Raw genomic sequence first — 25,020 nt, 5'->3', positions numbered from 1 at the left:
ATTCTTTTTTTAATTGATATGATTAAAACTTAGAATTACGATAAAAGATACGGGCCCGCCGCGATTCGAACGCGGGTCAATGGGTGTCTTCGCAGCATATTACTACATCGAAGCCCATGAGGATGTCCTGGCTACCCTACGAGCCCTCTTTCAAAATTACGATGCTATCATTGTAATTGTTACTATTAAACCTTTCGTCACAACTTCCACTTGTGGCTACTTATTTTATCACAAATGTGTTCATATATTTAAACGAATATAGGCTCTGTAGAAATCGTTATTATAACTTCAACTAAGCCATTCATTTTTATAATAATAAATCCCCTGTGATTGATCTCCAACTTAAATACAAGGGGATGAATGTGTTTGTTCCAAATTATAAATCTGAAACACACTTCAAAAATTTGTTACTCGTACATATTCTGTTGTTTTGGATTCGATCTTTAAAAGAACACTGGACCTATTTTACAAAAACAGAGACTCTATAGACATTACTGCAATTGATTCCACTGGATTTACAAGTGGTTATTGTAGTAATTATTATTCTTGGAGAATCAAAAAATGGAGACGAAGTTACGTTAAAACTAGTATTTCGGTTGATGTTCATAAATTTGTAATCACTGGTTACAAGATTTCTGGAAAACCAGTTCATGATGCAAAACATGCAAAGGCATTGCTATCGCAATGTCATCACAATAGGAGATCAAGATATTATGTGGTGGATAAAGCCTATGATTCTGAAAACATACACGAGTTGACGAGGGAAAAACTTGGATCAATAGCAATTGTTCCATTGAGACAACGTGAAAGAAAGCGAATCAAGGGAAGATATCGGAAGAAGATGATACATGAATTTGATAGCAAGATATACTCTATGCGGAATTTAAGTGAAACGATGTTCTCGGTTTTGAAAAGAAGGTATGGGGATAACTTACGTGCGAGAAAGTACAGAAATCAAGTAAAAGAAGTGAAGTTCAAAGTGATATTACACAATCTTGATAAGTTCATCAAGACTGTGTTTTTAGTTTGGATGAGGATTTCTACAGAGCCCTTTTTTCTAATGTTCTTATGTCAATCCAGCTTTTCCAGCTTCAACCTGAAAACTTCAATACCTGCACCACGACACGCCGTCATTCTGCTACTATCAATATCTGCACAGACGATGCCCAGGCGTATATCTTCGACATCCACTCCGTACTTTTCAGCATAAGGAAGCTTGAACCTCTGGACCTGTCCGATGTCATTATCTCTTGCATTGATCTCTATCTCTATCAGGAAATGTTTGTCCTGTGAATCAGTAAAAACAGCATCTATCCTACCACCTTCGACCTCCACCTCGACTTCGTGGAATGTCAGTCCGGGTTCGATAAGCTCGGGGATGCTGGATATCATCCTTGATATATCATCTTCGGAAATATGTTTTGACTCAAGGGCATCTTCTACATTTGGTGATCTCATTATCAGATTCAGGTATTGAATAGCAGTCGTCATCTTGTTGTTCTTCACATTCGGATAAACGGCGATGTCCTTTCCATCTCTGGAATGGACGAGTATTCCAACATTGCTGAGATTCTTTTTGCGTGATATTGGAAGGGAACCTCTACCTTTGCTAACAACACCTACCGTATTTCTTCTACTTAATATTCGTATAGTTTCCCGGATTGCTTCTTGTTCATCTTCTGAAAGATCCTCAATTGCAACGATGGAATAATCACATTCATGCTCTTCTTTTATGGTTTGAAGTGTTCTCAACACAGATTCGGCAACTTCTACTGCGGTGTCATCTCTTACATAATATCTAAAATTATCCATTTTATCACGCTTTTCAACTTCGCAGTAAAGTAACGAGAAACACTTCTCAGAAAGTGGTTATTATTTTTAAGCTGCCTTTCAAAAATTTAACACATTATCTATTGATTGTTATATTTAAAGATGCTGATTGTGGAAGGGTAGAACTAAAATACTATTTTTAAAAATGATCTAATATTTCAAATATAAGCTCAAGTGGCTAACTCTAGCTTATAAAAAGTCAAAGAAGAATGTAGGTTCACCTGGTGTGGTTGAAGTTGAAGCCCACGAAAGTGATTCAAGTGGTAATGATAATGCAATAGTATCCCCAAGCAATCCTAAATTAGTAACAGTAAAGTTGCAGGACAGTATGAAGGTGTATTCTCATCATGGACAATAATAGATGTTCCTTCCTTTGAAGATAACCTTATTGCAGGCATTGAAGCCCTGGCAGGAGCTTTCATCCGCCCGAACATGTTACTTCTGACACCGCCATTATCTAAAGAGTGGGAAGAAGACATTAGTAGACTAGTTCAAAAGGCATTACAGAACCGAATAGGTATTGTGATATATGCAGCTCACCCTAAATCCGGTCTTGAAAGGCATAAATCAATTAACCTCTGGATAGATGACAAAAGTCCGGAATGGGAGATCAGCATGGATCTTGGAAATATGGACCTTGCAATTCTGGTTGGGTACAAGCTCAAAAGAAAATGGAAAGCTTCAATGAACCTCATAACCGCGGTTGATGATGAAGAACAGAAAAAGAAAGCAGTAGAATATACTCAGACATTAGCTGAGCTGGCAAGACTTCCAAATGTGAACCACTTTGCACTAATAGGAAGTATTGAAGGCATAGCCCATGAAGCACCCCAGGCAGCTTTGAACATATTTAACCTGTCCAATGAACCGGACTTTGAGTTAATCCGTCGAATGGTAGAGCTGACAGGTTCATCCTGCCTCTTTACAATAGACTCAGGAGAAGAAAATGCTCTGGCATGATGGAACAATAAGATCTTTTTTCAGCTACCCTTCAAATATTAAAGTCTAGCCGAAAATATGACTTTGCTATCGATCAAAGTACTAGTTCATATTATTAACAAATGATGTTTCCATTCAGGATATGATACGAGGACAAGCAAAAAAGTCAACAAACTCATTCTATTCATAAGTCTCACCTTGCACTAGTTTTTTTGAATATCTTTATAGAGCTGAACCATAATACTTATATCTCGAAATTGTAGTGTATATATGGGTATATCTTATTAATTTCTTATAGGGGGTTATAATATGAACTATACATATCAGGATTCTACTGAACTATCGATACAAGTGGATTTTATCCAGGATCTACAGAATTTCATGAAGGTTTCGAAGGAAGTCATACCTCTTGAAAAGTCTGCAACAAAAATAAAAAAAGAAAATAAAGAAGACGTCGTGATCTTGGAGAATATAATTCAGGAAATTGATAAATTCCAAAAAGACACAACCGATTTTATAGAAAAGATCACACAAGGAATTGATTCAAAACACATTCTTGAAATTAGGGATACGATCCTTGATACATGTTCATCTGTATCTTCAAGCAAAGATAATGAGATAGTTGAAAAAATTGAAGAGAAAACTAAACTTGCCCAGCATGAGGTAAAAGATCTTGAATCAAAAATGCTCTCGATTCTGAGTCCCTTTTTTGAAATTAGCGTATATGATGCTGATAATTCATACTCTGCTTTTTTAGTAGATAAAAGAATGATTGGAAAGCAGTTTAGTTCTATCAACAATATGCAATATGAATTTGATCTGACCTTCACTGATGATCTGATAAAAGTTGAAGATCTGCAAGAACTCACATTACCTATCTGGTCTATGAGTGGTATATTGCATAAAGAGAATAAATTAAAGAAGATAAATGTCTCTGACTTCTATGTTAAATCCATCGATTATGAAGGTGAGAACCTGAAAGCGGTGATCGAAGACAAAGATTCTGAACACAAATTCACAATATCAGGAGATGAGAATACTTACATAATTCACTATGGTGAATATGATATAACAGGTGATAATGTCCTGGCAGATTCGATAAACATGAATTATGTCGATATAATTGCAAAAAAACTCAAGAAAATGTTCTCAGGATCTGTGGAATCAAAGAAACTTACGCGTATCTTACTTGATAACAAAAATGCTATGGACGATAACAGGATACTGGACTGTCTCAAAATTATCGCCAATAAATATGGTGAGATCATTAAGGAATGCACTGACAGAGGATATGCAAAAGAAGAGGTCACAATAAAGATAGAGCAGCCCGATGGTACAAGAACTGAAAAATTTATTGCAAAATCAGATATTTTTAGTCAGCTTTCGGCGATCGGCAGCGAAGGAATTGAAATTGCAAAAATATTTGGGGTTGCAAATAGATAACTATTACGGGTGAAGGGGCAGGCCCCATCTCAAATAAAATGGAGATATAGGGGGATGTAATTTTTGCAGAAGCAACAACTCTATCATCCCTTTTTGGTCCCTGGTAGCTGAACTGGGATTTGCCGGCCAAACATTTCCAGAATTTGTTTTAGTGGAAAGGAAATCCCTATATTTCCTAAACACATCCTTTCCTTTTCCATTTTCAATATGAATAACTCGAGCTTCATTCAAATCATAGAACAAGGTTACATAGGTATGACCTTTCTTGACAGAGATCTCATCTACACCAATTACATCAAGATTTGAGAGGTCAGTTTTTCCCATTGCTTCCTTAGCATAATGACTAAGGATTCTCGGCTCTGTAGAAATCCTTAATATTTGGACAATAATCAAATACAAAAATATTATTTAATGTGTTGCAAGATGTTGGATTATAATCTCAATTCCAGTCTATGTATGTGGATTTTGATAGGATTTTAACAAAGTCATTATTTTAGGTAAGTATATATGCATTCCAGATATGTTCCTTCCTGTTAATTATTATATTCAGGATGTGGTATATTGGATTATGAAATAGCTTTAAAGAACTCTTGGAATGTTGTGAAAGGTAACCTCGTAACATTTATAGTTGGTTTATTGATAGCCGTTGTAGGCTCAATATTTATAGTTACCATTGCACCTCTTGCCTATGGATTTATTTCCATGGCAGTAAAAGGAGCAAGGGGAGAACAAATCGAGATATCTGATGTCTTTGTAGGTTTCAACAAGGACGATTTTATCAGAAGTTGGACATTCATGCTGATCTATATAGTGATCGCCACAATACTCGGGCAGATAGCATCCATACTCAGCACAATTGTAGGAATACTTTTCATGTTTACAATGCCATTACTTGTCATTAAGGGATATAATGGCATTGAAGGAATAAAAGAAAGCATAGAGATTATAAAGAAAGCCCCTGTTGAATGTGTAATCGTTTATGTAATCATGCTTGTTCTCAACCTGATTGGTACACTCCTTTTAGGAATTGGTCTGCTTGTGACAGTACCTATCAGTTCAGTATTTTTGGCAAACGCAACATTCGAGCTTTCTGGAGAATCAGTTAAATAATGTGACCATATAAATGCCAATCGATTTGACCATAAAGTGCCTCCTACGATCACTAAATAGGGGTTTTATGGTCAAAGTATATTTAGCCTATTAAATTTCATTTTTTAAGACCACTATATGATATGATGATGAAACTTTTTTGTTAATATTACAGTTAACTCTTTTTACAATTATAGATTAATATTGCTCAAAGTAATTGACTATACTGAATTATTAATAGAGTTCTATTTTTCGTGTTACCCATATCTCCGATTTTCTATGAAGTAAGCTTTATTTTATTTCAATAATTCCTCTAAAACCTCCAAATCGTCCCCACTTTTTATCGCGATCTCAACAGATGCATTATCCTTACAGCAAAATATATTTTCGTCCCTCTGTACCACAAAAAACCGAATCTCATTGTTCTTTTCGCCAAACTTTCCACTGGTCAAAGAAGCATTTTTAATGATGCTATCTCTATTTTTGATCAAAATCTTTGCTTTTGGAGAATATTCGCTGTTCCCCCGTATCTCTATACAAGGATCTCCCCAATATATCTCAAAAGCCTCCATAACCTTCAAAAATCTTCCTTCTTCTATCCCAACGTTGATGATTTTAAATTCCTTATATTTGCTCAACAATTCTCTCATATCCACACTCTCCTCACACCGAAATATATTAATCAAAATTTCCAGACTCACTTAACATTTTGATTGTATGATTTGTTCCAGTATTCTTGTCACTATTCCAACTATTTTTTATGCAGGGTAAGATTTGAACCTCAAGATTCAACTAAATATAAGTGCTGACGATTGGTACACTACATATCCAACTCGCTTTTCATCGTTTGAACATTATAAATTATTATTAATAATAAGAAAAGTCAAATAATTATTAAATTATAGTTGTATTTAGCAACATTTTTATTATTTACACACAGCTGAAAAGAGACCACTGGATATAATATAAGACATATGATATAAAAATATATTGGCTTCGGTAAAAATCTCATCAATCTATATTAATGGACTGAAATATAAATATTATTGCGAACTCGGAATAGATATGATTTTAGACTTGAACTTTTGTCCGAATATGGAGAATTTCTGCAGTGATACTTTTGGTTGTAGACATTCAAACGATACAGAAATTCATACTGATAGTTTACAGAAATATATGTATTCGTTTTTCAACCAATTGGTCAATGATCGACCAGTTAGCATCTACACTGGCTTAATTATTCTGTATTGAGATGTTTAAGATGCTTCTGGATTCATTTGCTAAGACCAATTCATTCTTTCTTTACTACTTTAAGCAACTTTACGATCATATCTTCATCTATCTCATTCAGGGAAAATACCTTGATATGCTTCATGGTTTTTCCTGTGCATCGAAGAGTCCCTTCTCATTTTCTGTCAGACCATCAATTGAAAAACCCAGGTTCACATGGTTTTTTAAAGCAACAATATAATATTTTCCTTCATACTAGGGAACACTCATTATGAGCTCTTCTTTAATATCAGGAAAAAACGTTAGGATCATTTCTCTTAATGCTTCAACTATCTCTCTTTGTGGTGTTTCTTGTTTTTTGATATATGCCTGAACTTTTGTATCCATACTTCCCTTGTCCCCGGTTATCAGGATCATTTGATCAGGATATAAGATTGGAATGAAGAATTATATAGCTGAGCATTTCGGAATGTAGAAAGATACTGCAGGTCGATCTGAGTGGTTGATAATTCCAATATGTCTCACATCTCTCATTTTTTCTAATACATCATCTGTACTCCGAAACATTAATAAACGATTAATCATTATAGATATGTATCATGATTAATCGTGATGCACACTGATTGCTTATCAAAATCGGAGGAAAGAAGAAATGGACAAATACTACGCAAGTTCCACAATGGATGAAGAAGACGGTATCCTTGAATGGACAAACAGAGGACTTAAAATCGATGGCAACGGGGCATTCATTGCCACACTTGCAGTATCCATTGCTCTGATGGCCTTCCTCAGACTTTCATCTTATGCTAACCTCTTTTAAAGTAAAGGAGCCTTCCGCAAGACCCGGAAACTCCTTTACTTTATTGGCTTTTTATTATATTCATATTACAAATTTATGATAACAAGCGACTGATACCAATTCTAGCCTTTTTATCTTCAAGCTCATTTTTATGAGTTATTTTATTTCCAACCAGTGTTAACTTTGAATATTCACATCTTCGACACAAGCCCGTAATATTTCAGCAACACTCCATGCTTGGGAAATGCATCCATCTGGCCTGTGCGGGGTATCACCATCAAATATCTCGGAAATCGTTCCTATGCCAGCCTCATCAAAATGGGGTCCAAAATTGAGTAACAATTGCCTGGAATATTCCAGACTTGAGGGAGATCTGTTGTGCACCTTTGTGTATGCAGTGACAAATGGCCCGAGTAGCCAGGGCCAGACCGTGCCGTTATGATATGCACGGTCCCGGGAATCCCGGTCACCTCTGTATCTTCCGATATACTGGCTGTCAGCCGGTGATAAGGTCCTCAGACCATAAGGAGTTAGGAGCTCTTCAACTACCTTTTCAACTATCATTTTTTCCTTATCAGGATTAAGCATAGTGTAGGGCAGTGATACTGCAAAGATCTGGTTAGGCCTGATGGATGCATCTTTAATGACAGCCATATCCTCATCTACAGAAACGCAGTCATAAAGGCACTTGTCTGTTGAATTCCAGAAAGTATCAACGAAGTTGCTTTTGGCCAATCGAGATATTTCAAGATACTGTTTTGTGTCTGCACCTATCAATTCCCCAAACAAGTTGGCAATACAGAGGGAATTATACCACAAAGCGTTTATCTCGCATGCTTTTCCAGCTCTTGGTGTGATCTCCCTATCACCAATCTTTACATCCATCCAGGTAAGCTGACCTTTCTGTTCAATTAGTCCATCATCGTCCATACGGATTCCGTATAAGGTCCCTTCTATGTAATTGTGGAGAATTGACCCAACTGTATCCCACATTTTTTTAACAAATTCGATATCCCTGGTATATGAATAATATCGCTCAAGGGAATGGATAAACCAGAGTGAAGCATCAACTGTATTGTAATCCGTAGGAGAAATCCCGTCATCTGAAAATCGGTTTGGTATGAGGCCTTGTGAACACTGTTCAGAAAAGGTGGTCAGAATAGCTTTTGCATCATTGAACCTTCCTGTTACAAGAGTAAGTCCCGGAAGCGAGATCATCGCATCCCGTCCCCAATCCGCAAACCAGTGATAACCTGCGAGGATGCTTTTAGAAGCGGTAGAGTTGCGATGCACAATGAAAGCGTCTGCAGCATTGACAAGCTTCTTTGCGAGATCGTCAGTCAAATTGCAGCAGTCCTGCAGAGATCTGTATCTTGAAAGTTCCCTTTCATATTCAGAATTAACAAGTTCAAGGTCAAATTCCATATTTTCTGAAATAGGGGTCGAAGCTACAACATATAGTTCACTCACTTTATCCAGAATATGTCTTTCAAAATGACCAGGGTTATAGAGATCTTCCTGATAAGCTTCCCCTCGCTCACGTTCAGTATCATATTCTAAATTATAATACCAGTGTGGTTCCTGAACAAATTGCATATTGGACCGCAGTTGCAGAACACCATCAACAGTTCTCAACTGAACTCCTGAAGCATCATGCCTTTCACTAAAACTGATCGCATCTGCCCTTTTAAGCTGGTGGAAATCCCTGTTTGTCACAAGAGGCAATATACGGAAAACAAGGTCCTCATTATCAGGATTTATTAGTTTGTACCTGACAATTGTGGTGTTCTGCCCATGGATCATGAAGATATTCTTTTTCAGCTTAATGTTCCCAATACTGTACTCAAAAGTTGGTAGCGGAGAAGCAGAAAAACGCTCGAGATATTTGAAACCTGAAGGATACAATGTATCGGGATACCTGTGGGCTGCAAGATGATATACTTTATTTCCAACAATGATCTCTTCATCAAGGGAAGAAAGCAACACCCTACGGTCAACCGGAGGATTTGCAGAAGCGATCAGAAGACCATGGTATTTTCTTGAATTATCACCAATAATAGTAGATGATGCATAGCCTCCAATGCCGTTCGTGATAAGCCATTCCCGGAAAATTGCGGATGTAGGATCAAATTCACCATTATATGTTGCATGGAGGGACATAAGAATTACACCTTAAAATATATTCAGTTCTAACTCAAACTCTTTCATGCTTTTTTCAATTCATTCAGAAGCAGAGCATTCTCTATAAATAGTGCACAGCTCCAGCCTAATGGTCTGGCCCATGCAGCTTGCCCGGTATTTTTATCAACCTGCTCGGATAAGAGCCCGGTGCTGGTCGTACTTCTAATTGTCCATTTTATGTATTCAATTGCCTTATTCACCAGCAGGTCATATTTATCATCCCTTTTCTCCAGCGAGAAAGCAAGAGTGAGCAAGGCACGGGAAAGCCATAATGTTGTCACAACCCACGGATTACCATCTATATAGTTGTCATTTTCATAACGTTTGATCCCAAAATATTCATTGACCGGAATCCTGAGAGCCCTTTCAATATGCTCTATCATTGAGAGTATCATGGCTTTTTCATTAGGATCGTTCGGTGAAATAAGAGCAAAAGGAATGAACGTGCCGATCATGCTAGAATCCACGGTCCTGTGGATATTGTTGTCAATAATACCCCGGGAAAAATAGCCTTCCTCAAGCCACAGTTTCTCAATGGTTTCCTTCCTGACCAGTTCAGCCCTGTCTGACCATTTTTTCGCAAGCACCGGTTCACCATTATTCCTGGCCAGATGAGCAGCACCTTTCAGACCGGCATAGATAGCAGCATTTGTATAACTGAATATGCCTTTATCGGATTCCCACAGGCACCTGCATGGATCGTGAAGCCCCTGGACAGTCCTTCCCATGAGATATTCTGCACCCCCACGCACCGTTTCCCACATGTTTTTAAGAAATTCAGATCTTTCAGCTACTTCCAGTTTTAGATAATAGTGATCAATTGCATAAAGCGTTGAACCGGTCTCATCTATCTGCGTGGAATCATCAAAATTACCCCAGGAAGGAGCTTGTTTTCCATCAAGCCAGTATCTCTGGAACCACGAACCATTTGGAAGTTGGGTTCTTTTACACCATTCAAAGAACTTTGCCGCAAATTCAGGATAACCAGCATTCAATAGAGCAAGAACGACTTCTACAGAGTCCCGGTTCCAGCAGAACCCATATCCCCCACACATCTCAAAAGCAGGGTCGAACTCCGGAGAAGCTACAAATGATCCCTCATAAGGATCATTCAGTAAGTTCAAAGAAAGTAATGAACGAACGTATAAGCCATGGACCTCATTTTTGAAAAGGGGATCTTCTTCCAGTGCAGATAGGTCTAAAGCTCGCTTTTTTGATAACCATTGGACTGAGCTAGCTTCAGACCCATGCATTATGTCAGCAGGGGACTGTTCCAGAACATCACCCAGCAGGTCGTGTATCAACTGTCTTTCTGAAGAGATACCGATAAAAAGTGTGATAGTGGTACTTTCACCAGGCAAGAGATCAAGCTCCCATCCGATCGAACTATCCAGATCACCGATCTCTTCAACATTTCGCTGGAGATTACCATCTTCCATATCGCTTCTGGCACTTGTCACCCACCCATTCTCCTGTATCTTACCAACCTGCCACTCCTCGAATTTAGGAGCACTTGATATGCCAATGTAGAAGTTCTGCATGTATTGAACAAGCAGACCTGCATCCTTATCACAAAAAGCAGAGTTTCTCCGATGGGTTTCTCCAGCCTGGAAATTAGAATAATAATAGAATTTGCCATTGATATACTCTTTTGATGTGATCTCATACTTTCGTACAAGGACCGGCATTTCCTCATGCATAAAGTCATGAATTGATACTTCAACACCGGAAAAATGGGACAGATGGGTTGTGATTACATCTGTACCATCCACATATTCCTGTTTTGACTTCCATTCAGGAGAATCCGTCCATAGTAGATCTACACCTGTGTAAATGCAGGCTTTGGATTCTACAAGATGTTGAGCCCAATCTCTCCTTGGGTATAAATATCCCAGAAGATTGCCTTTCTCACCCATTGATACGAGCAGTTTATCATTGCCGAGTATAGCATTTAGATGCCTGATCAAATATATTCCTCCTTTTCAAGGATCATTCTTTGTTCATTTCAGCCAGTTTCCTGAAAACACAGGTTTTGAAATCCAATAATGCTGCAATGAAATTTATGGCTGCATCATAGGGTGATGTATGGATACTGAAATAAGAATGTACATCTCCATCTCCTAACCATTTTGTACTCATGTAGTAATAGTGATCGGATGTAAGAAGATGTCTCCATATGTTGATGAGTTTCGGATCATTCGTTCTTTTCACATAAGGTCCAAGCAGTTTTGCCTCTTCAAAGCATCTGCGCTGCATGTCGTTACCAAGCCATGCGCTTGTATCCCTCTCCATATCTGCCCATGAGATCGTGTTAAAGTCCCCGACATCTACCTCTCCTACCGGTTCGTACTTCTCGACGATCTCAGAAGGAGTATTGAACTCAAGACCTTTGCCAAGAACCTCACCAGGTAAAGCCCTGAGGAAATCAAAGATTCCGGAGTCGGACCATTGATGCTCACCAAAGGTCTCGTAATCCATGAAGATGTTCATACAATCCCCTTGTTCCGTGGACGCCCAGTTTGCCCACTTGTCAGCAGTTAATGGATACTCTTCCCACCATCTCGCTGAGAAACGATAACCTATGTCATCACTCATCTTATAGTTCCTGAGAAGAACGGGCAGACCACAATCCTTTGCTTTGTAAACATGATTCGGAGATCGGGAATCCAACAACTGATCAACCCCTTCTGTAAGTATGGCTTTGTAACCCATGGATGAAACGGTTTCTGCAATACTGTTATTGTAAAGGAGTTCTGTGTTCCTGAAAACCTGTGGTTTTACACCAAGCAAATCTGAAGTAAGCTCATGATGTTCCAGGATCTGTTCCCGAAACTCATTCTTGTCATCGAAAAGACCTGCAAGGGAATGATAATTGGTCTCATCGATAAATTCTACCCGTTTAGAGTCTGCAAGTTGGGTGAAAATATCAAGGACATCAGGATTCCATTTTTCGCACTGGCTTAGAAGAGTTCCGGTTATTGAAACACTGAACTTGAAATTGCCTTCGTGCTGGTCAACGAGTTCTGCCAGAAGGGTCGTGGCTGGAAGATAACACTTACGGGCAACCTTCTCGAAAATACTCCTGTTTATTGCAACATCGAAATACCTTTCAAACCCTTTAGAATCATCCGGCCAGAACCACTTCAAACGATACGGCTGATGGAGCTGGAAGTACATGCATACGGATCTCATACCTTCACCTCCAGTATTGCGCGTTTAAAGTCCGAAAGTGCGGAGAAGATATTGACTGCCTTTTCATAACCGATATTCTGGTTATCAGACCCCATCTCCAGCAATATTTCGCTTTGCTGCAAGTATCGATAGATACAGTTCAGTTTATCATATTCAGGAGCACTTTTTATGGACTGGAGGATCTCACCGATGCTTATCAGTTCATGCAAGTACAGATGCTGTGGGTGATTGCCCATCAAATTATGCATTCCATATCGAGAAGTGGACTTGTTCATGATGGATGGAAGTTCCTTTGTCTTAAAGTTTTTCAAAGCTTCTTCAGGTGTTATCATGGAAATTCCATATTTCTCAAAACTTGCCGGAAGATCTATGAGGAATTGAAGTATATCACTTCTGTTATGCTGATGGGAAAGGATAGAACTGTATTTGAAATGTAATGTGGTTACATCGCCTTCCATGTTAGCTATCCATGAAGCAAATTTATCAGCTATCAAAGGATAGCTTATCCATTTCTGATCTGAAAAGCGGATCTCTATATCTTCACTTAAGGGTATGTGACGCAACAACGTTGGTATATGATTATCATAAACCTGATTTGGATCGTTTCCATACAATAGATTCTCCGAACCTTCTGAAATAAGGCACTTGAACTTCATCTCCTTAAGGATCGCACTGAGCTCCTTTGTAAGGATCAGTTCAGTATTGATGAAGGTCCGGGGATTGACATTGAATATCTCCTTGATCTTATCCCGATGCATGGATACCTGTTCCTTAAATTCCTTAGTATCAGGAAAAAGGGATGATATGGAATGATAATAAGGTGATGCTGAAAACCCGGCACCCCTGTCTTTTAGCTCCTTGAATGATTCTATTACAGCAGGATTCCACTTACATTGATCTAAAAAGATGCCGGATATATCAAAAGTATACTTTGCACCGTTATCTATGGAATCCAGCAAAGCTTCATTCGTACGGATTATTCCCGGGACATTTTTTTCTAAAGCAGAGTACATTTTGGACTGATCAAAGTATGTTTCGAATTCCGGAGAGCGATACCCCTCCGATGGCCAGTACCATTTTAGCACACATGGTAGATGTACTTCTGAACAGATGCAAACCGACTGCATTCCCAAGCCTCCTATTTTATGATATTATCGATGGCATCAGTATTATTGATCACCATAATTTAGTTTTTGAGAGCATTAAGGTATGCTTCACTTGTATTTTCTGCGATATTGATCCAGTTGTACCTAGTCTCAATAAGTTCTTTACCGGCCTTTCTCATGCTACTATTGGAAAGGTCATCAAGTACATAATTTATGCCCCATGCAATAGAATTCGGATTTTTGTAGACAAGGATACCATCAACAAAATTATTGATTATTTGGACAGCATCTGTTGCAACGATGGTCCTTTCAGCATCCCACCCTTCAAGAACAACAATCCCAAAAGGTTCGTTCCTGCTTGGAATACAGAGAATATCACATGCATTTATCCAGTCCCTGGCCGTTTCATCATCCACATATCCCAGAAAATGACAATTATCTGAAATTTTTTCGGCATTTGCAAGAGCTTCACAGGGAGGGCGCATTTCACCTTCCCCGATGAAAACAAATTTTGTGTCCCAGCGATGATCTATCACTTCAGGGATAGCTTCAACAAGCAGGTCCGGACCTTTTTGGTAGCTCATACGTCCTATGAACAGAACAACCGGTGCAAGAGGATGGATACCAAATCTATTTTTCACTTCACCGGCATCAACATCCTTTTTTATTTTTCCATGGAAAATACCATTTGGAATGATAGATATCTTCTTATCGGGTATCTGGTACAGGAACTTGATCTCATCTGTAAGTTGCTGTGATGTAGATATGACCTTCACAGATTCATATCCAGCTTTCCATTCCCGGTGGGATATTTCTTCGGCTTCCCACCAGTTTCCATGTATGTTACCGTTCCGTCCCCATTCGGTACTGTGATATGTGAACATAAAAGGAATACCAAATTCATATTTGATCCTTGAAACCGCATTAAAAGGATGCCAGTCATGTGCATGTAATATATCGAACTTGCCATATTCCTTCGTAACATCAAGGAATCTCGAGTACATTGAATCACACATGCTATCCATTTGCTGAACAATGCCTCCTGAGAGAGAATGATCTACCCGATGGTAGTGAACTCCATTAACCTCTCCATATGGTTCCAGTCCATTATTTCTGGTAAATATGTGGACTGAATGTCCTGTCTTCGCAAGAGCTTCAGCAAGTTCGGAAACATGCGGAGCTATACCACCCACTTTTATCGAATGTAAACTCTCCCAGGAGAACATACCGATCTTTAAATTATTCCCCATTTTCTTTCAACCCAAATAGTTTATAGTATTCGTCAAATATTTAGATTAGTGCTAAAAAGTATCATTCAGGACCGTCCTGAAAATTACCCTGAAGATATTTGACCGCAGTTTCCGGAGGCATTGTATTAATGTATACTTCGGTATTTTTCTCAAAACCCGCGGTCTTCGTTGTAACCGGTTGAAGTTTCAAGTTAAAGTGATATTCAGGTTCATCTCTTAGCTGATAGAACATGTAATTATAAGGTATCTCACCCATATTGTCCCGGAGACATGAGAGAGCAGAACGTATTGCTATTCCCAGCGAGTCCAAATGGTCCTGATCAAAGCCTGAGATATGATTTATATGTTCCTTAGGTAGGATCCACAACTCATATGGGACCTTTGAACAATAAGGTGCTATAACCATAAAATGCTCATTTTCATATAAGAGCCTCTCACCTTTGCTTTCTTTTTCCACGATGTCACAATAAGGACATATTGAAAATGATCCTATGATCTTCATCTCTTCCATTAATAGTGGAGGTTTAATGGGCATCGCTATTAGCTGGGAATGGGTATGTTCCAAAGACGCACCAGCCTTTTCTCCCCAGTTCTTAAACAATGAAACGTATTCGATCTTATCAAAGGTTTCGTAGTGAATTACACGATCCCGATAGACTTTCATAAGTAATGACATCTCTTCATCTGAAAGATCAGGGAGCATGTTCTCATGCGTAGGTGTTTCAACTATAACTTCATGAAAACCATAACCTGGGAATACCTCATGATCTGAATTGACTTCACCTGCATCCGGAGCAAGTGCAGGATAAAGATTTGGCATACACCGCACATCCCATCCTGTTACTCTTGAACTTTCGGAATCTTTCAGAATACTTCCATTTTTATAAACAGCAGTTGCAAGAGGTGTTTTATCTTCTTCCCCTGCACAAAAAACACATTTATTGGAGTCCTTTTCTTTCTTTTCTGCTTTGAACACTGAAGGTCTTTTACTTCTTCCTGGTGCTATTATGCAATATTCATCCAGAAAATAGTGCTTGCGTATCTCTGACATATTCCCCATCATCCCCAATATAGATATATTCAGTTTATTTTCATAAGAACAATACTTTTTCAATAGGTACAGATCTTATTTTAATTTTGTACCTGTAAGCATCTCGTAGTATTGCTTAGTAGGCTCCTTCCAGTTCATATCCTTAGCAAGGAGATTTGCTTCCTGACAGAGGAAGTTGTATTTTGTCTTGTCATCAGTGTAAGTGTCTATGAAATAATCCATGGCAAGTGCATAATCTGCTATCGTTTCAAGATATGCAAGATCTATATTATCAACCACCAGTACCCCACCCATTCCCATCACCAGACGCTTGGCAGTGCTTAACGCATCACTGAATCCACAAACCTTGCTGACAATGCTGGGGGTTGCTTCCTTTCCAGCTTCAAGACCAGTTAACAGGAAAGGCTCGTATCTTGAAGGGAATATGCCGGCAATACAACCAGCCATGAATTCATCGACATTCATGTTGAAACCGCCATCATGATCTGACAACCACTGGGGGTAAAGAACGGCGGAAACATACCTGTCACCATTTGGAAGTTTGGAACATTCAAGTCCCCTGTTCTCGATCATATTTTGGATCCGTAGTTCTTCACCGATCAGTATATCTTCATTGAGCATGATCGGGAAATTTTCCGGCAGATTTGTTTTTGGACCATGGGCAGTTATGATGAAACACACGACCCTGTAATTCTTATCAAGCCTACCCGCTTTGATCTCGATCCTTACCATCCTGTCAAGAAGAAGGAGTGAATCCAGTAGGTCAGGATAACCTTTATTTTCAATTTCGATCCGTGATATAGAGAATATAGGAATTATCTTTTCCGGCAATAGCTCTACACTGTGGTGCGTATTATAAAGTTTACTGGCAGTTAATTCCTGGATCTTAGTACGACATTTAAACTTTTTATCCAATAATTCATCGATGTCCTCGATCTCAAGATCGATACCATTCCTTACAACAATGGAATCAATGCCATAGAACAATTTGATCTCTTTTTTTGTAGAATCTCCTACTGCAGTTACAACATCTGCATATGAGGACAACGACTCAAGAGTTACCATATTCTTTGGAGTTCCGTTACCCAATGAACTATCGTTTTCACGTATTTTTTTAATAGAAAGATGTCCTGCAACCCTTCCTGGAATAGTTGCATGATATGTTGCAACTGTATTGATCGTAACACCGATCTTCTTGAGTCTGGCAATTGCATAAAATACCCCGAACTCGTGGCAGTGCAGTGAAACATACAATGTAGGCATCAAAGAACTGGCAAATTCGGATATCAGTTTATCTTCATAGGCAACGGCAGTCTCTTCCCTGAGAGATACGAGAGTATGAACAAATTCAGATATTGCATATGATAGATTAAGATAATGTGCATATTCGGTCCTGTTCCCCAGATTTTCAAAGGATAAGGAATCAAGGCCAATGAGGTCATAAGCTTCAGCCTTGATCTTATTTTCCAGACAAATATGTTCGCCTTTATATTCAACGACCACTCTACAAAAATCATTGGTCTTGAACATCAAGTAAACAATTTCTATCTCTTTGATCTTTATTGCCCCAACAACAATTTCAATGCCTTTTACCTTGAGTTCTTCAATGATCATTGAAAGTTCCTCATCGGGAACAAAATCATCAAATTCAGTCATGTCTGTGATACGGTTCAGACCTTTGTTCCAATCCGAACCACTATGCCCATAATAAGAACCTACAACGAATATCCTTGGAACCAATTCCTCTTCAATGGTACCGTCTTCAAGCATTTGAGCAAGATTCTTTACTTCCGCATCAATAACATTCCATATACCGCCCATCTTATTGGATTTAGGACCAGCTTCTTCACCAGCGATAATAATACATTTACGATCGATCACCCAGTTACCCCCGAATTTATTAATTATCTATAGGATTAGCAGGAACACTATATTAGGTTTTGTAAGAATATCAGCTTTGTAGTGATCTAAAACCAAAATAAAAACACGACCTGACTAAAAAAACTAAATTAAAGCTTAAAAATTACAATATTAATTTTGAATAGAACATTAAATTTTATCTGCAAAAGTCATAATTACTAGTATAGTTCCCAAACTTTATTTGTATTCCTTTGGGCTCTGGTTGCTTTTCATAGTACCTGCCATATTAAATGGTATATCAAGAGGGCTTTATGCACCTTATACGGGTGAAATTCTTGCCCACCAGATAAGTTCGGTGAACTTCAGTGCGGTCATATTTATAATTACCTATATTTTTCTGAAATATTCAGGTGTTTCGGGGACATCGATGCAGTTCATTTATGTTGGCCTTATATGGTTGTGCCTGACAATGTCCTTTGAATTCCTCTTCGGACATTTTGTCATAGGCCACTCCTGGCATCGCCTGTTATATGATTACAATATCGTCGAGGGACGCATCTGGTTACTTGTGCTTATTGTACTAGCAACATCCCCCTGGACTTGCCAACAAAATGCAGTCCTAAGGTCAGGCAGGAGCCTGAGATCACATATACTTTTATTGGGCTTATCAGGGAATATAGTATATTGGTCCATTATTTTTTTACTACTTTGAGCAACTTGAAGATATATTCTTCATCTATCTCTTTTATGGAAAACACCTTGATACACTCCATTCACCTCACTTTTTCTTACACATCATTATTAAATCCGAAACATTAATAAACGATTAATCATTATAAATTTGCACAATGATTAATCGTGATGGATACTCATTGCCCATAAAAATAGGAGGAAAGAAGAAATGGACACATACTACGCAGGTTCTACAATGGATGAAGAAGACAGTATTCTTGAATGGACAAATAGAGGACTTCAAATTGATGGAAATGGGGCATTCATTGCCATCCTTACAGTATCCATTGCTCTGATGGCCTTCCTCAGACTTTCATCTTATGCTAACCTCTTCTAAGTAAAGGGGACTTCCGTAAGACCGGAAACTCCTTTAATCCATTGCCTTTTTATTAGTCTCGACTTTATAAATTTATAATCACAAGTACCTGATACCAATTCCACCCGAAAATATTCAAATATTTTTCATGAACTTGCACCTTTACTATACTATAAGTTTATTGCATTAGCTGCGTTTGGACTTGTTTATTTGTTCCTGATAAAAACAGCTACGGTTTTAAATTGAAAAGCTGATTTGCTGGAAGCTTTCCTCTTTCTAAAAAATGCCCTGAATATTTTAGCCCTGCAATTTGAACAGATAGGATAATCTATATCCTATTATTACATTTATATCTACAAATATGTTGAGAGTAAGGGGGTAACATTATACTCAACGGTAAAAGTATTGATTGCGAGACAAAAGGCGATGAGCATAGCATTTCTCTGGAAGATTTTCTCAAAAGGTTTGATGCTGGCATCGAAGGATTGGCAACAAGTGGAGCCTTAGAAAGGCTGGAGATCTGTGGAAGGAATATTTTTGAAAATATAGGGAGCGAATCAGCTCTTAAAAAGTATTTTAAGCAATTCCACAATTTTTTCTCGTTCCTGCTTATCGCAGGGGCTTTACTTTCATATGCATCAGAATTGCTGGATCCTGGAAAAGGCAACTTGTACATCGCCATTGCGCTTTTTGGAGTTGTCATCCTCAATGCCACGTTCACTTTTATACAGGAATATCAGGCAGAACAGATAATGGCGAGTTTTCGCCAACTTATACCCCCTGTTGCCAAGGTCCTGAGGGATGGGGAAATAAAAGAAATATTGGCACCCGAACTGGTTGTCGGGGATGTCATATTCATTGAAGAAGGAGACAAGGTCCCTGCTGATGGCCGGCTCATTGAAGAGAATACCTTGAAGGTTGACAATTCATCATTGACCGGTGAGGCTGAGCCACAGTTACGCTCCCTTGAATGCACCCATCCAAATATACTCGAATGCAGGAACATGGTATTCTCAGGAACACTTGTATTGACAGGTAACGGAAAAGCTGTTGTTTATGGAACCGGCCAGAATACACAGATGGGAAAGCTTGCAACCCTGACGGAACGGACAACATCAGTTGAAACACCCCTTCGCAAAGAGCTCAATAATTTCATCAGGATCATCTCAATAATTGCAATATTTCTCGGAATATCATTCTTTACGATCGGCTTTGTAACACAGGACCTATTCCTGTTGAATCTCATTTTTGCAATCGGTATCATAGTTGCCAATGTCCCTGAAGGATTGCTTCCTACTGTGACACTATCCTTAAGCCTGGCTTCAAAAAGAATGGCAAAAAGGAATGCACTTATCAAACGGCTCGAATCTGTGGAAACCCTTGGATCGACCACGGTCATTTGTACGGATAAGACCGGAACACTGACCCAGAATAAGATGGCCATACATTCAATGACCCTGGGCTTTGAGCAAATTGATGTGAGCAACGGGGAAGTTCCACCGGACATTCTAATGAAAGTAGCAGTACTTTGCAATAATTCAAGGCTCGTTGAAGGACCTTCGAGATATAAGGGAGACCCCACTGAAGGTGCTTTGTTGATGTACGCATCCAAGTTTACTGATATTGATCTGATGCGGGAAAATAACACTCGCTTGAAAGAATATTCTTTCGATTCCCTAAAAGAAAGAATGCAGGTCATTTACCATACTGATCCGGGTGAACAGGAATCCTACCTGAAAGGCGCAACTGAAGTTGTTATTAAAATGTGCGACCATGTCCTGATGAACGGGGACGAAGTACCTATTACCGAAGATGACCGGAACAAGCTCCTTGATATGCATTTGAAGATCGCTGGAAGGGGTGAACGTGTGCTTGCTCTTGCATATCGCAGGGCAGAAGAGGAGATCGAATACGACACAGGTTTTACATTTATCGGTTTTGCCGGCGCGGTCGATCCTCACAGACCTGAGGTCAAAGATGCTATTCACAAATGTCATCAGGCAGGAATTAAAGTAGTGATGATAACAGGAGATCATCCGGTAACTGCCCTTTCCATTGCAAAGAACGTTGGTTTTAGTAGCAATGGCAATGAACCGGTGATGATCACAGGTGCTGAGCTGGACAAATTATCAGTTGATGAACTTTCAAAGAAACTGAAGGCTCCGTACATTATATTTGCACGAACATCCCCGGTTCAGAAATTGAAGATAGTACAGGCGTTTCAGTCAAGGGGCGAGATAGTGACCATGACCGGGGATGGTGTAAATGATGCTCCTGCAATAAAGAACGCAGACATGGGTGTCGCCATGGGAAGCGGTACGGATGTTGCAAGGGAGTCTGCTGACATGATACTTCTTGATGATAATTTCGCCACTATCGTCAATGCGGTGGAAGAAGGAAGGACCGTCTTCGATAACATCAAGAAGTTCATTGCCTACATCCTTACAAGCAATATTCCGGAAATACTGCCATTCATTGCATTTGTCCTCCTTTCGATACCCCTGCCCATGAACGTGCAGTTGATCCTTGCCATCGACCTTGGTACAGATATACTTCCGGCACTGGCACTGGCTGTTGAGAAGGGGGAAGGGGATATAATGAAGCGTCCTCCCCGCTCAAAATATGAAAGGCTCCTGACACCACAGATACTTTTAACATCCTATGGAATGAAAGGACCCATCGAAGCCCTGGCAGGCTTTACCTGTTATTTTGCAGTACTTCTGGATGGAGGCTGGACATGGGGACAGGCCTTGCTAAGCAATGATCTTCTTTACAGACAGGCCATTATGGCATTTTTTGCTGCGGTCATAGTCTGCCAGATAGCAAATTTACTTGTATCCCGTACAAGAATTGAGTCTGCACTATCCCGGAATATGTTCACAAATAAAATTATACTGCTGGCGGTAGTGAGTGAATTAGTGATACTTTCCATGATAATGTTCCATCCATTTGCGAACAAGATATTTGGAACAGCACCGATCTCAATGGAATATATTGTACTTGCAATGCCTTTTGCAATATTGCTGTTCGTTCAGGATGAGATCAGGAAATATTACATCAGAAAAGGATCACTGCTTGCAAAGACTTTCCTGAAATGGTGATCATGTCAAACTATACTTGTTTGACCGATCGACCAATTATTGAAAAGTTAATTGATGGTTCACGGTTTATAAAGCTACACCGAAACTGAATAGCAGTAATAGGAAGATCACATAAAGCAAGATCAATGCTATTCCTTCTACCCTCCTGATCTCCCAGTGAGTGTGGATGAACCATAACAGAACTACACTGATCATTATCATGAATGGGATCGTTAACATGATGCTAAGCCCGGTTATTTCAAGAGGGAACACGAATGCAGAGAGACCCAGGACCAAAAAGATATTAGTGATGTTGGAACCGATCACATTCCCAATTGCAATGTTCCCATAACCTTTACGTGCAGCAGATATGGTCACCATTAGTTCGGGAAGGGAAGTGCCTATTGCAACCAGTGTAACACCAATGAGAGTGTCGGGAAGTTGAAAGAATTGGGCAAAGAATATTGCTTCCTCAACAAAGTATTTAGCACCGAATATCACTGCCGTTCCACTAAAGGCAAGAATAAGGAGATCTTTGTAGATATCAATACTTTCCTTTTTATTTTCTTGTTCTTCTCCAGAATTGTGGTTATTTATCCCCGTTCGTATGCGCTGGTTCATAGACTTTACATATTTGAATTTGACAAAATAAGTTATAAATTCCTTAAAGTAGAATTTGCCTTCGTATTTTGCTGTATCTTCGAACAAAAAGAAAATATAAGCTATATAAAAAAGGACAAGAATAAATGCTTCAGTTCTCGACAATTGTAGATCAAATGCGAAGAGGAAGAAAAGAGTTGAAGCAAAAAGCATTATGTAACCATCTCTTTTTAGCATATCTGATTCGGTCTTCACCACCGAGATGATCGCAGCACATCCAACTATAAGAGCTATGTTTGCAATATTAGAACCTACAATATTGCCAATCACTATTCCGCTTGAATGTGAAAGTGATGCAGCTATGGAAGAAGCAAGTTCAGGTATGGAAGTTCCAATCGCTACCAGTGTCAAGCCAATGATGAACTCCGAAACTCCAAGTTTTTTTGCAATGGAAGATGCTGAACTGACAAAAATATCCGAGCCCTTGACCAGCAATATCAGACCGATAAGCAGGATAAAAACATTTGATAACATCAACTGTTACTTGAAATTATTCATATTTATCGTTGTGTATGATAATTTTAAATAAAAGGAACTTGATGCTATAATAGCCTATACGTATATTTATATGCAAGATAGTGTTTAATGAATAAGATAATTTAGTCATAATAAAGGAGTTTAATGCTTTGAGTGATAGTGAAATTATTAGATTGGGATTTGTAGTAGCTGAATTTAACAGAGACCTGACTTACCAGATGGAACTTATGGGAATTGAACACGCAAAGTTCCTTGGTGCAGAAGTCACAGAAACTATCCTTGTTCCTGGTGTTTATGATATGCCTCTTGCTATCAAGAAGCTTTGTTTGATGGATGATATTGACGCTGTGATAACCATTGGGATCGTTATCGAAGGTGCCACCAAACATGATGAGATCGTTGTACAGCAGGCAGCAAGGAAGATAATAGATCTTTCACTTGAATATGACAAGCCGGTGACCCTTGGAATTGCAGGGCCGGGAATGACACGTATGGAAGCACATCAGCGTGTGGATTATGCCAAGCGTGCCGTTGAAGCTGCGGTGAAACTAGTCCGACGTCTGTGATATTAGAGTCATCCTTTAATTAAAAACGAACATTAAAGAGTGATCTGAAATGCCATCCTCCAGACTTGAACGTGTTGAAGAATCGGAAACGATTAAAATCGCCAATGCTGCAAACAAGATGAAAAGTGAAGGTATCGACATCATTAGCTTTAGCCTTGGTGAGCCTGATTTCAACACACCTGACCACATCTGCAAAGCAGCAGCAGATGCCATGTATCGTGGTGATACCCATTACGCACCTTCCACAGGGATACCTGAACTGAGGGAAGCTATCGCAAATAAGTTGCAGACAGAGAACAAACTGGAAGTGACCTCCGATGACGTGCTCGTCACACCTGGTGCAAAACAGGCTATCTTCGAGGTCATGATGTCAGTTCTCGATGATAACGATGAAGCTATCCTTTCGGACCCGTCATGGGTATCCTACAGCCCCTGCATAAAATTCGCAGGTGCAAACCCCGTATGGGCACCAACTGATCCTGACAACGGTTTTATGCCATACGGGATCGAGGAGCTGATCACGAACAAGACTAAGCTCATTGTTGTGAACTCGCCATGCAATCCAACAGGAGGAGTATTTGACAACGAAATGCTCAAAACAGTAGCAGACCTTGCCGTCGATCACGACCTTCTGGTACTTTCAGATGAGATATATGAGAAGATCATCTACGACAAAAAGCACATCAGTATGGGTTCACTTGACGGCATGCATGAGCGTACCATAACGGTCAATGGATTCTCAAAAGCATACGCAATGACAGGCTGGAGACTTGGCTACGTAACAGCAATACCTGAGCTTATGAAAGGCTTCAAGAAGATACATTCACACTCCGTAAGCAGTGCGACCACTTTTGCACAATTTGGTGGTGTAGCTGCCCTTGAAGGTCCACAGGAACCTGTCAATGATATGCTAAAAGAGTTCAAAGCCAGACGGGACATCCTCATCAATGGACTGAATACCATTGGCATCAAATGTAAAAGACCGGACGGAGCATTCTATGCATTTGCCGATGTCAGTGAATTCGGGGACGGTGACGCAGTAGCTGAAAAACTGCTTCAGGATGCACATGTAGCCGTTACACCTGGCTCAGCATTCGGACTCAGTGGAAAGGATTTCGTAAGAATATCCTACGCGACATCACAGGAAAGGATAAAACAGGCACTTCAGAGGATAGAGGAAACACTCCTTTAACCCTCACATATTTATTCCATATATTTT

At 39.3% G+C, this 25,020-nt stretch carries 19 protein-coding genes, 1 tRNA gene and 2 pseudogenes; 9 read left to right on the top strand and 13 right to left on the bottom strand.

Annotation, left to right across the window (positions count from 1 at the left end; all coding sequences use genetic code 11):
* Positions 1-50: 50 nt before the first annotated feature.
* A tRNA-Arg gene (locus MBUR_RS02265) sits at positions 51-146 on the bottom strand.
* A gap of 245 nt (positions 147-391) precedes the next feature.
* Here MBUR_RS02265 and MBUR_RS13285 point away from each other — a divergent pair.
* A pseudogene (locus MBUR_RS13285) lies at positions 392-1,048 on the top strand (IS5 family transposase); the annotation flags it as partial.
* A 23-nt stretch (positions 1,049-1,071) separates the two neighbouring features.
* Here MBUR_RS13285 and MBUR_RS14270 read toward each other — a convergent pair.
* Entirely contained in the window at positions 1,072-1,812 is a 741-nt protein-coding gene (locus MBUR_RS14270) for an endonuclease NucS domain-containing protein (protein WP_011498594.1), read from the bottom strand.
* Positions 1,813-2,130: 318 nt separating this feature from the next.
* On the opposite strand from MBUR_RS14270, the gene MBUR_RS02255 reads away from it, so the two are divergent.
* Both MBUR_RS02255 and MBUR_RS02250 read left to right on the top strand, forming a co-directional pair.
* Positions 2,131-2,790 (top strand): hypothetical protein, encoded by a 660-nt coding sequence (locus MBUR_RS02255; protein ID WP_332244260.1) that lies wholly within the window; start codon positions 2,131-2,133, stop codon positions 2,788-2,790.
* A gap of 288 nt (positions 2,791-3,078) precedes the next feature.
* Positions 3,079-4,212, top strand: a complete 1,134-nt coding sequence (locus tag MBUR_RS02250; protein ID WP_011498592.1) for a hypothetical protein — start codon at positions 3,079-3,081, stop codon at positions 4,210-4,212.
* A 129-nt stretch (positions 4,213-4,341) separates the two neighbouring features.
* Here the strand turns inward: MBUR_RS02250 and MBUR_RS13740 are convergent.
* Positions 4,342-4,566 (bottom strand): annotated as a pseudogene (locus MBUR_RS13740) (transposase); the annotation flags it as partial.
* 207 nt (positions 4,567-4,773) lie between these two features.
* Here MBUR_RS13740 and MBUR_RS02240 point away from each other — a divergent pair.
* The gene (locus MBUR_RS02240; RefSeq protein WP_011498591.1) at positions 4,774-5,322 is read left to right on the top strand and encodes a hypothetical protein; all 549 of its coding nucleotides are present in this window, start codon (positions 4,774-4,776) and stop codon (positions 5,320-5,322) included.
* A gap of 275 nt (positions 5,323-5,597) precedes the next feature.
* On the opposite strand, the gene MBUR_RS02235 is transcribed toward MBUR_RS02240, so the two are convergent.
* Both MBUR_RS02235 and MBUR_RS14520 read right to left on the bottom strand, forming a co-directional pair.
* A complete protein-coding gene (locus MBUR_RS02235) occupies positions 5,598-5,951 on the bottom strand; it encodes a hypothetical protein (protein WP_011498590.1) in 354 nt (117 codons plus the stop codon).
* Positions 5,952-6,786: 835 nt separating this feature from the next.
* Positions 6,787-6,918, bottom strand: coding sequence for a hypothetical protein (locus tag MBUR_RS14520; RefSeq protein WP_269479029.1), 132 nt, complete (start codon positions 6,916-6,918; stop codon positions 6,787-6,789).
* A 265-nt stretch (positions 6,919-7,183) separates the two neighbouring features.
* On the opposite strand from MBUR_RS14520, the gene MBUR_RS13735 reads away from it, so the two are divergent.
* Positions 7,184-7,351 carry a hypothetical protein gene (locus tag MBUR_RS13735; protein WP_157196627.1) on the top strand — a complete coding sequence of 56 codons (168 nt, stop codon included), beginning with the start codon at positions 7,184-7,186 and terminating at the stop codon, positions 7,349-7,351.
* 156 nt (positions 7,352-7,507) lie between these two features.
* Here the strand turns inward: MBUR_RS13735 and MBUR_RS02225 are convergent, their stop codons facing one another.
* From MBUR_RS02225 to MBUR_RS02195, 7 genes are all read right to left on the bottom strand, one after another.
* Positions 7,508-9,490: an amylo-alpha-1,6-glucosidase gene (locus tag MBUR_RS02225; RefSeq protein WP_011498589.1), complete on the bottom strand. Its 1,983-nt coding sequence runs from the start codon at positions 9,488-9,490 to the stop codon at positions 7,508-7,510.
* A 44-nt stretch (positions 9,491-9,534) separates the two neighbouring features.
* A complete protein-coding gene (locus MBUR_RS02220; RefSeq protein ID WP_011498588.1) occupies positions 9,535-11,478 on the bottom strand; it encodes a glycoside hydrolase family 15 protein in 1,944 nt (647 codons plus the stop codon).
* A gap of 22 nt (positions 11,479-11,500) precedes the next feature.
* Positions 11,501-12,703, bottom strand: coding sequence for a glycoside hydrolase family 57 protein (locus tag MBUR_RS02215; RefSeq protein ID WP_011498587.1), 1,203 nt, complete (start codon positions 12,701-12,703; stop codon positions 11,501-11,503).
* Positions 12,700-13,830: a glycoside hydrolase family 57 protein gene (locus MBUR_RS02210; RefSeq protein WP_011498586.1), complete on the bottom strand. Its 1,131-nt coding sequence runs from the start codon at positions 13,828-13,830 to the stop codon at positions 12,700-12,702. Before MBUR_RS02210 ends, MBUR_RS02215 begins: the two co-directional genes overlap by 4 nt.
* 59 nt (positions 13,831-13,889) lie before the next feature.
* Positions 13,890-15,059 carry a glycosyltransferase family 4 protein gene (locus tag MBUR_RS02205; protein ID WP_011498585.1) on the bottom strand — a complete coding sequence of 390 codons (1,170 nt, stop codon included), beginning with the start codon at positions 15,057-15,059 and terminating at the stop codon, positions 13,890-13,892.
* Between the two features lie 61 nt (positions 15,060-15,120).
* Positions 15,121-16,110, bottom strand: a complete 990-nt coding sequence (locus MBUR_RS02200) for a galactose-1-phosphate uridylyltransferase (RefSeq protein WP_011498584.1) — start codon at positions 16,108-16,110, stop codon at positions 15,121-15,123.
* Between the two features lie 75 nt (positions 16,111-16,185).
* On the bottom strand, positions 16,186-17,991 hold the full coding sequence (locus MBUR_RS02195) for a glycosyltransferase (protein WP_011498583.1): 1,806 nt from the start codon (positions 17,989-17,991) through the stop codon (positions 16,186-16,188).
* An 880-nt stretch (positions 17,992-18,871) separates the two neighbouring features.
* Between MBUR_RS02195 and MBUR_RS13730 the strand changes: the two genes are divergently transcribed.
* Together MBUR_RS13730 and MBUR_RS02190 are read left to right on the top strand one after the other, a co-directional pair.
* Entirely contained in the window at positions 18,872-19,039 is a 168-nt protein-coding gene (locus MBUR_RS13730) for a hypothetical protein (protein ID WP_157196626.1), read from the top strand.
* A gap of 416 nt (positions 19,040-19,455) precedes the next feature.
* Positions 19,456-22,119 carry a cation-translocating P-type ATPase gene (locus MBUR_RS02190; RefSeq protein WP_048063164.1) on the top strand — a complete coding sequence of 888 codons (2,664 nt, stop codon included), beginning with the start codon at positions 19,456-19,458 and terminating at the stop codon, positions 22,117-22,119.
* A 66-nt stretch (positions 22,120-22,185) separates the two neighbouring features.
* On the opposite strand, the gene MBUR_RS02185 is transcribed toward MBUR_RS02190, so the two are convergent.
* Complete coding sequence (locus MBUR_RS02185; protein WP_011498580.1) at positions 22,186-23,232, bottom strand: calcium/sodium antiporter; 1,047 nt, start codon at positions 23,230-23,232, stop codon at positions 22,186-22,188.
* Between the two features lie 152 nt (positions 23,233-23,384).
* Between MBUR_RS02185 and ribH the strand changes: the two genes are divergently transcribed.
* Positions 23,385-23,801 carry a 6,7-dimethyl-8-ribityllumazine synthase gene (gene ribH, locus MBUR_RS02180; RefSeq protein ID WP_011498579.1) on the top strand — a complete coding sequence of 139 codons (417 nt, stop codon included), beginning with the start codon at positions 23,385-23,387 and terminating at the stop codon, positions 23,799-23,801.
* A 49-nt stretch (positions 23,802-23,850) separates the two neighbouring features.
* Complete coding sequence (locus tag MBUR_RS02175) at positions 23,851-24,993, top strand: pyridoxal phosphate-dependent aminotransferase (RefSeq protein ID WP_011498578.1); 1,143 nt, start codon at positions 23,851-23,853, stop codon at positions 24,991-24,993.
* Positions 24,994-25,020: the final 27 nt, after the last annotated feature.

This window comes from Methanococcoides burtonii DSM 6242, assembly GCF_000013725.1.
Classification (GTDB): Archaea; Halobacteriota; Methanosarcinia; order Methanosarcinales; family Methanosarcinaceae; genus Methanococcoides; species Methanococcoides burtonii.
This window is presented reverse-complemented; position numbering and strand designations above follow the sequence as displayed.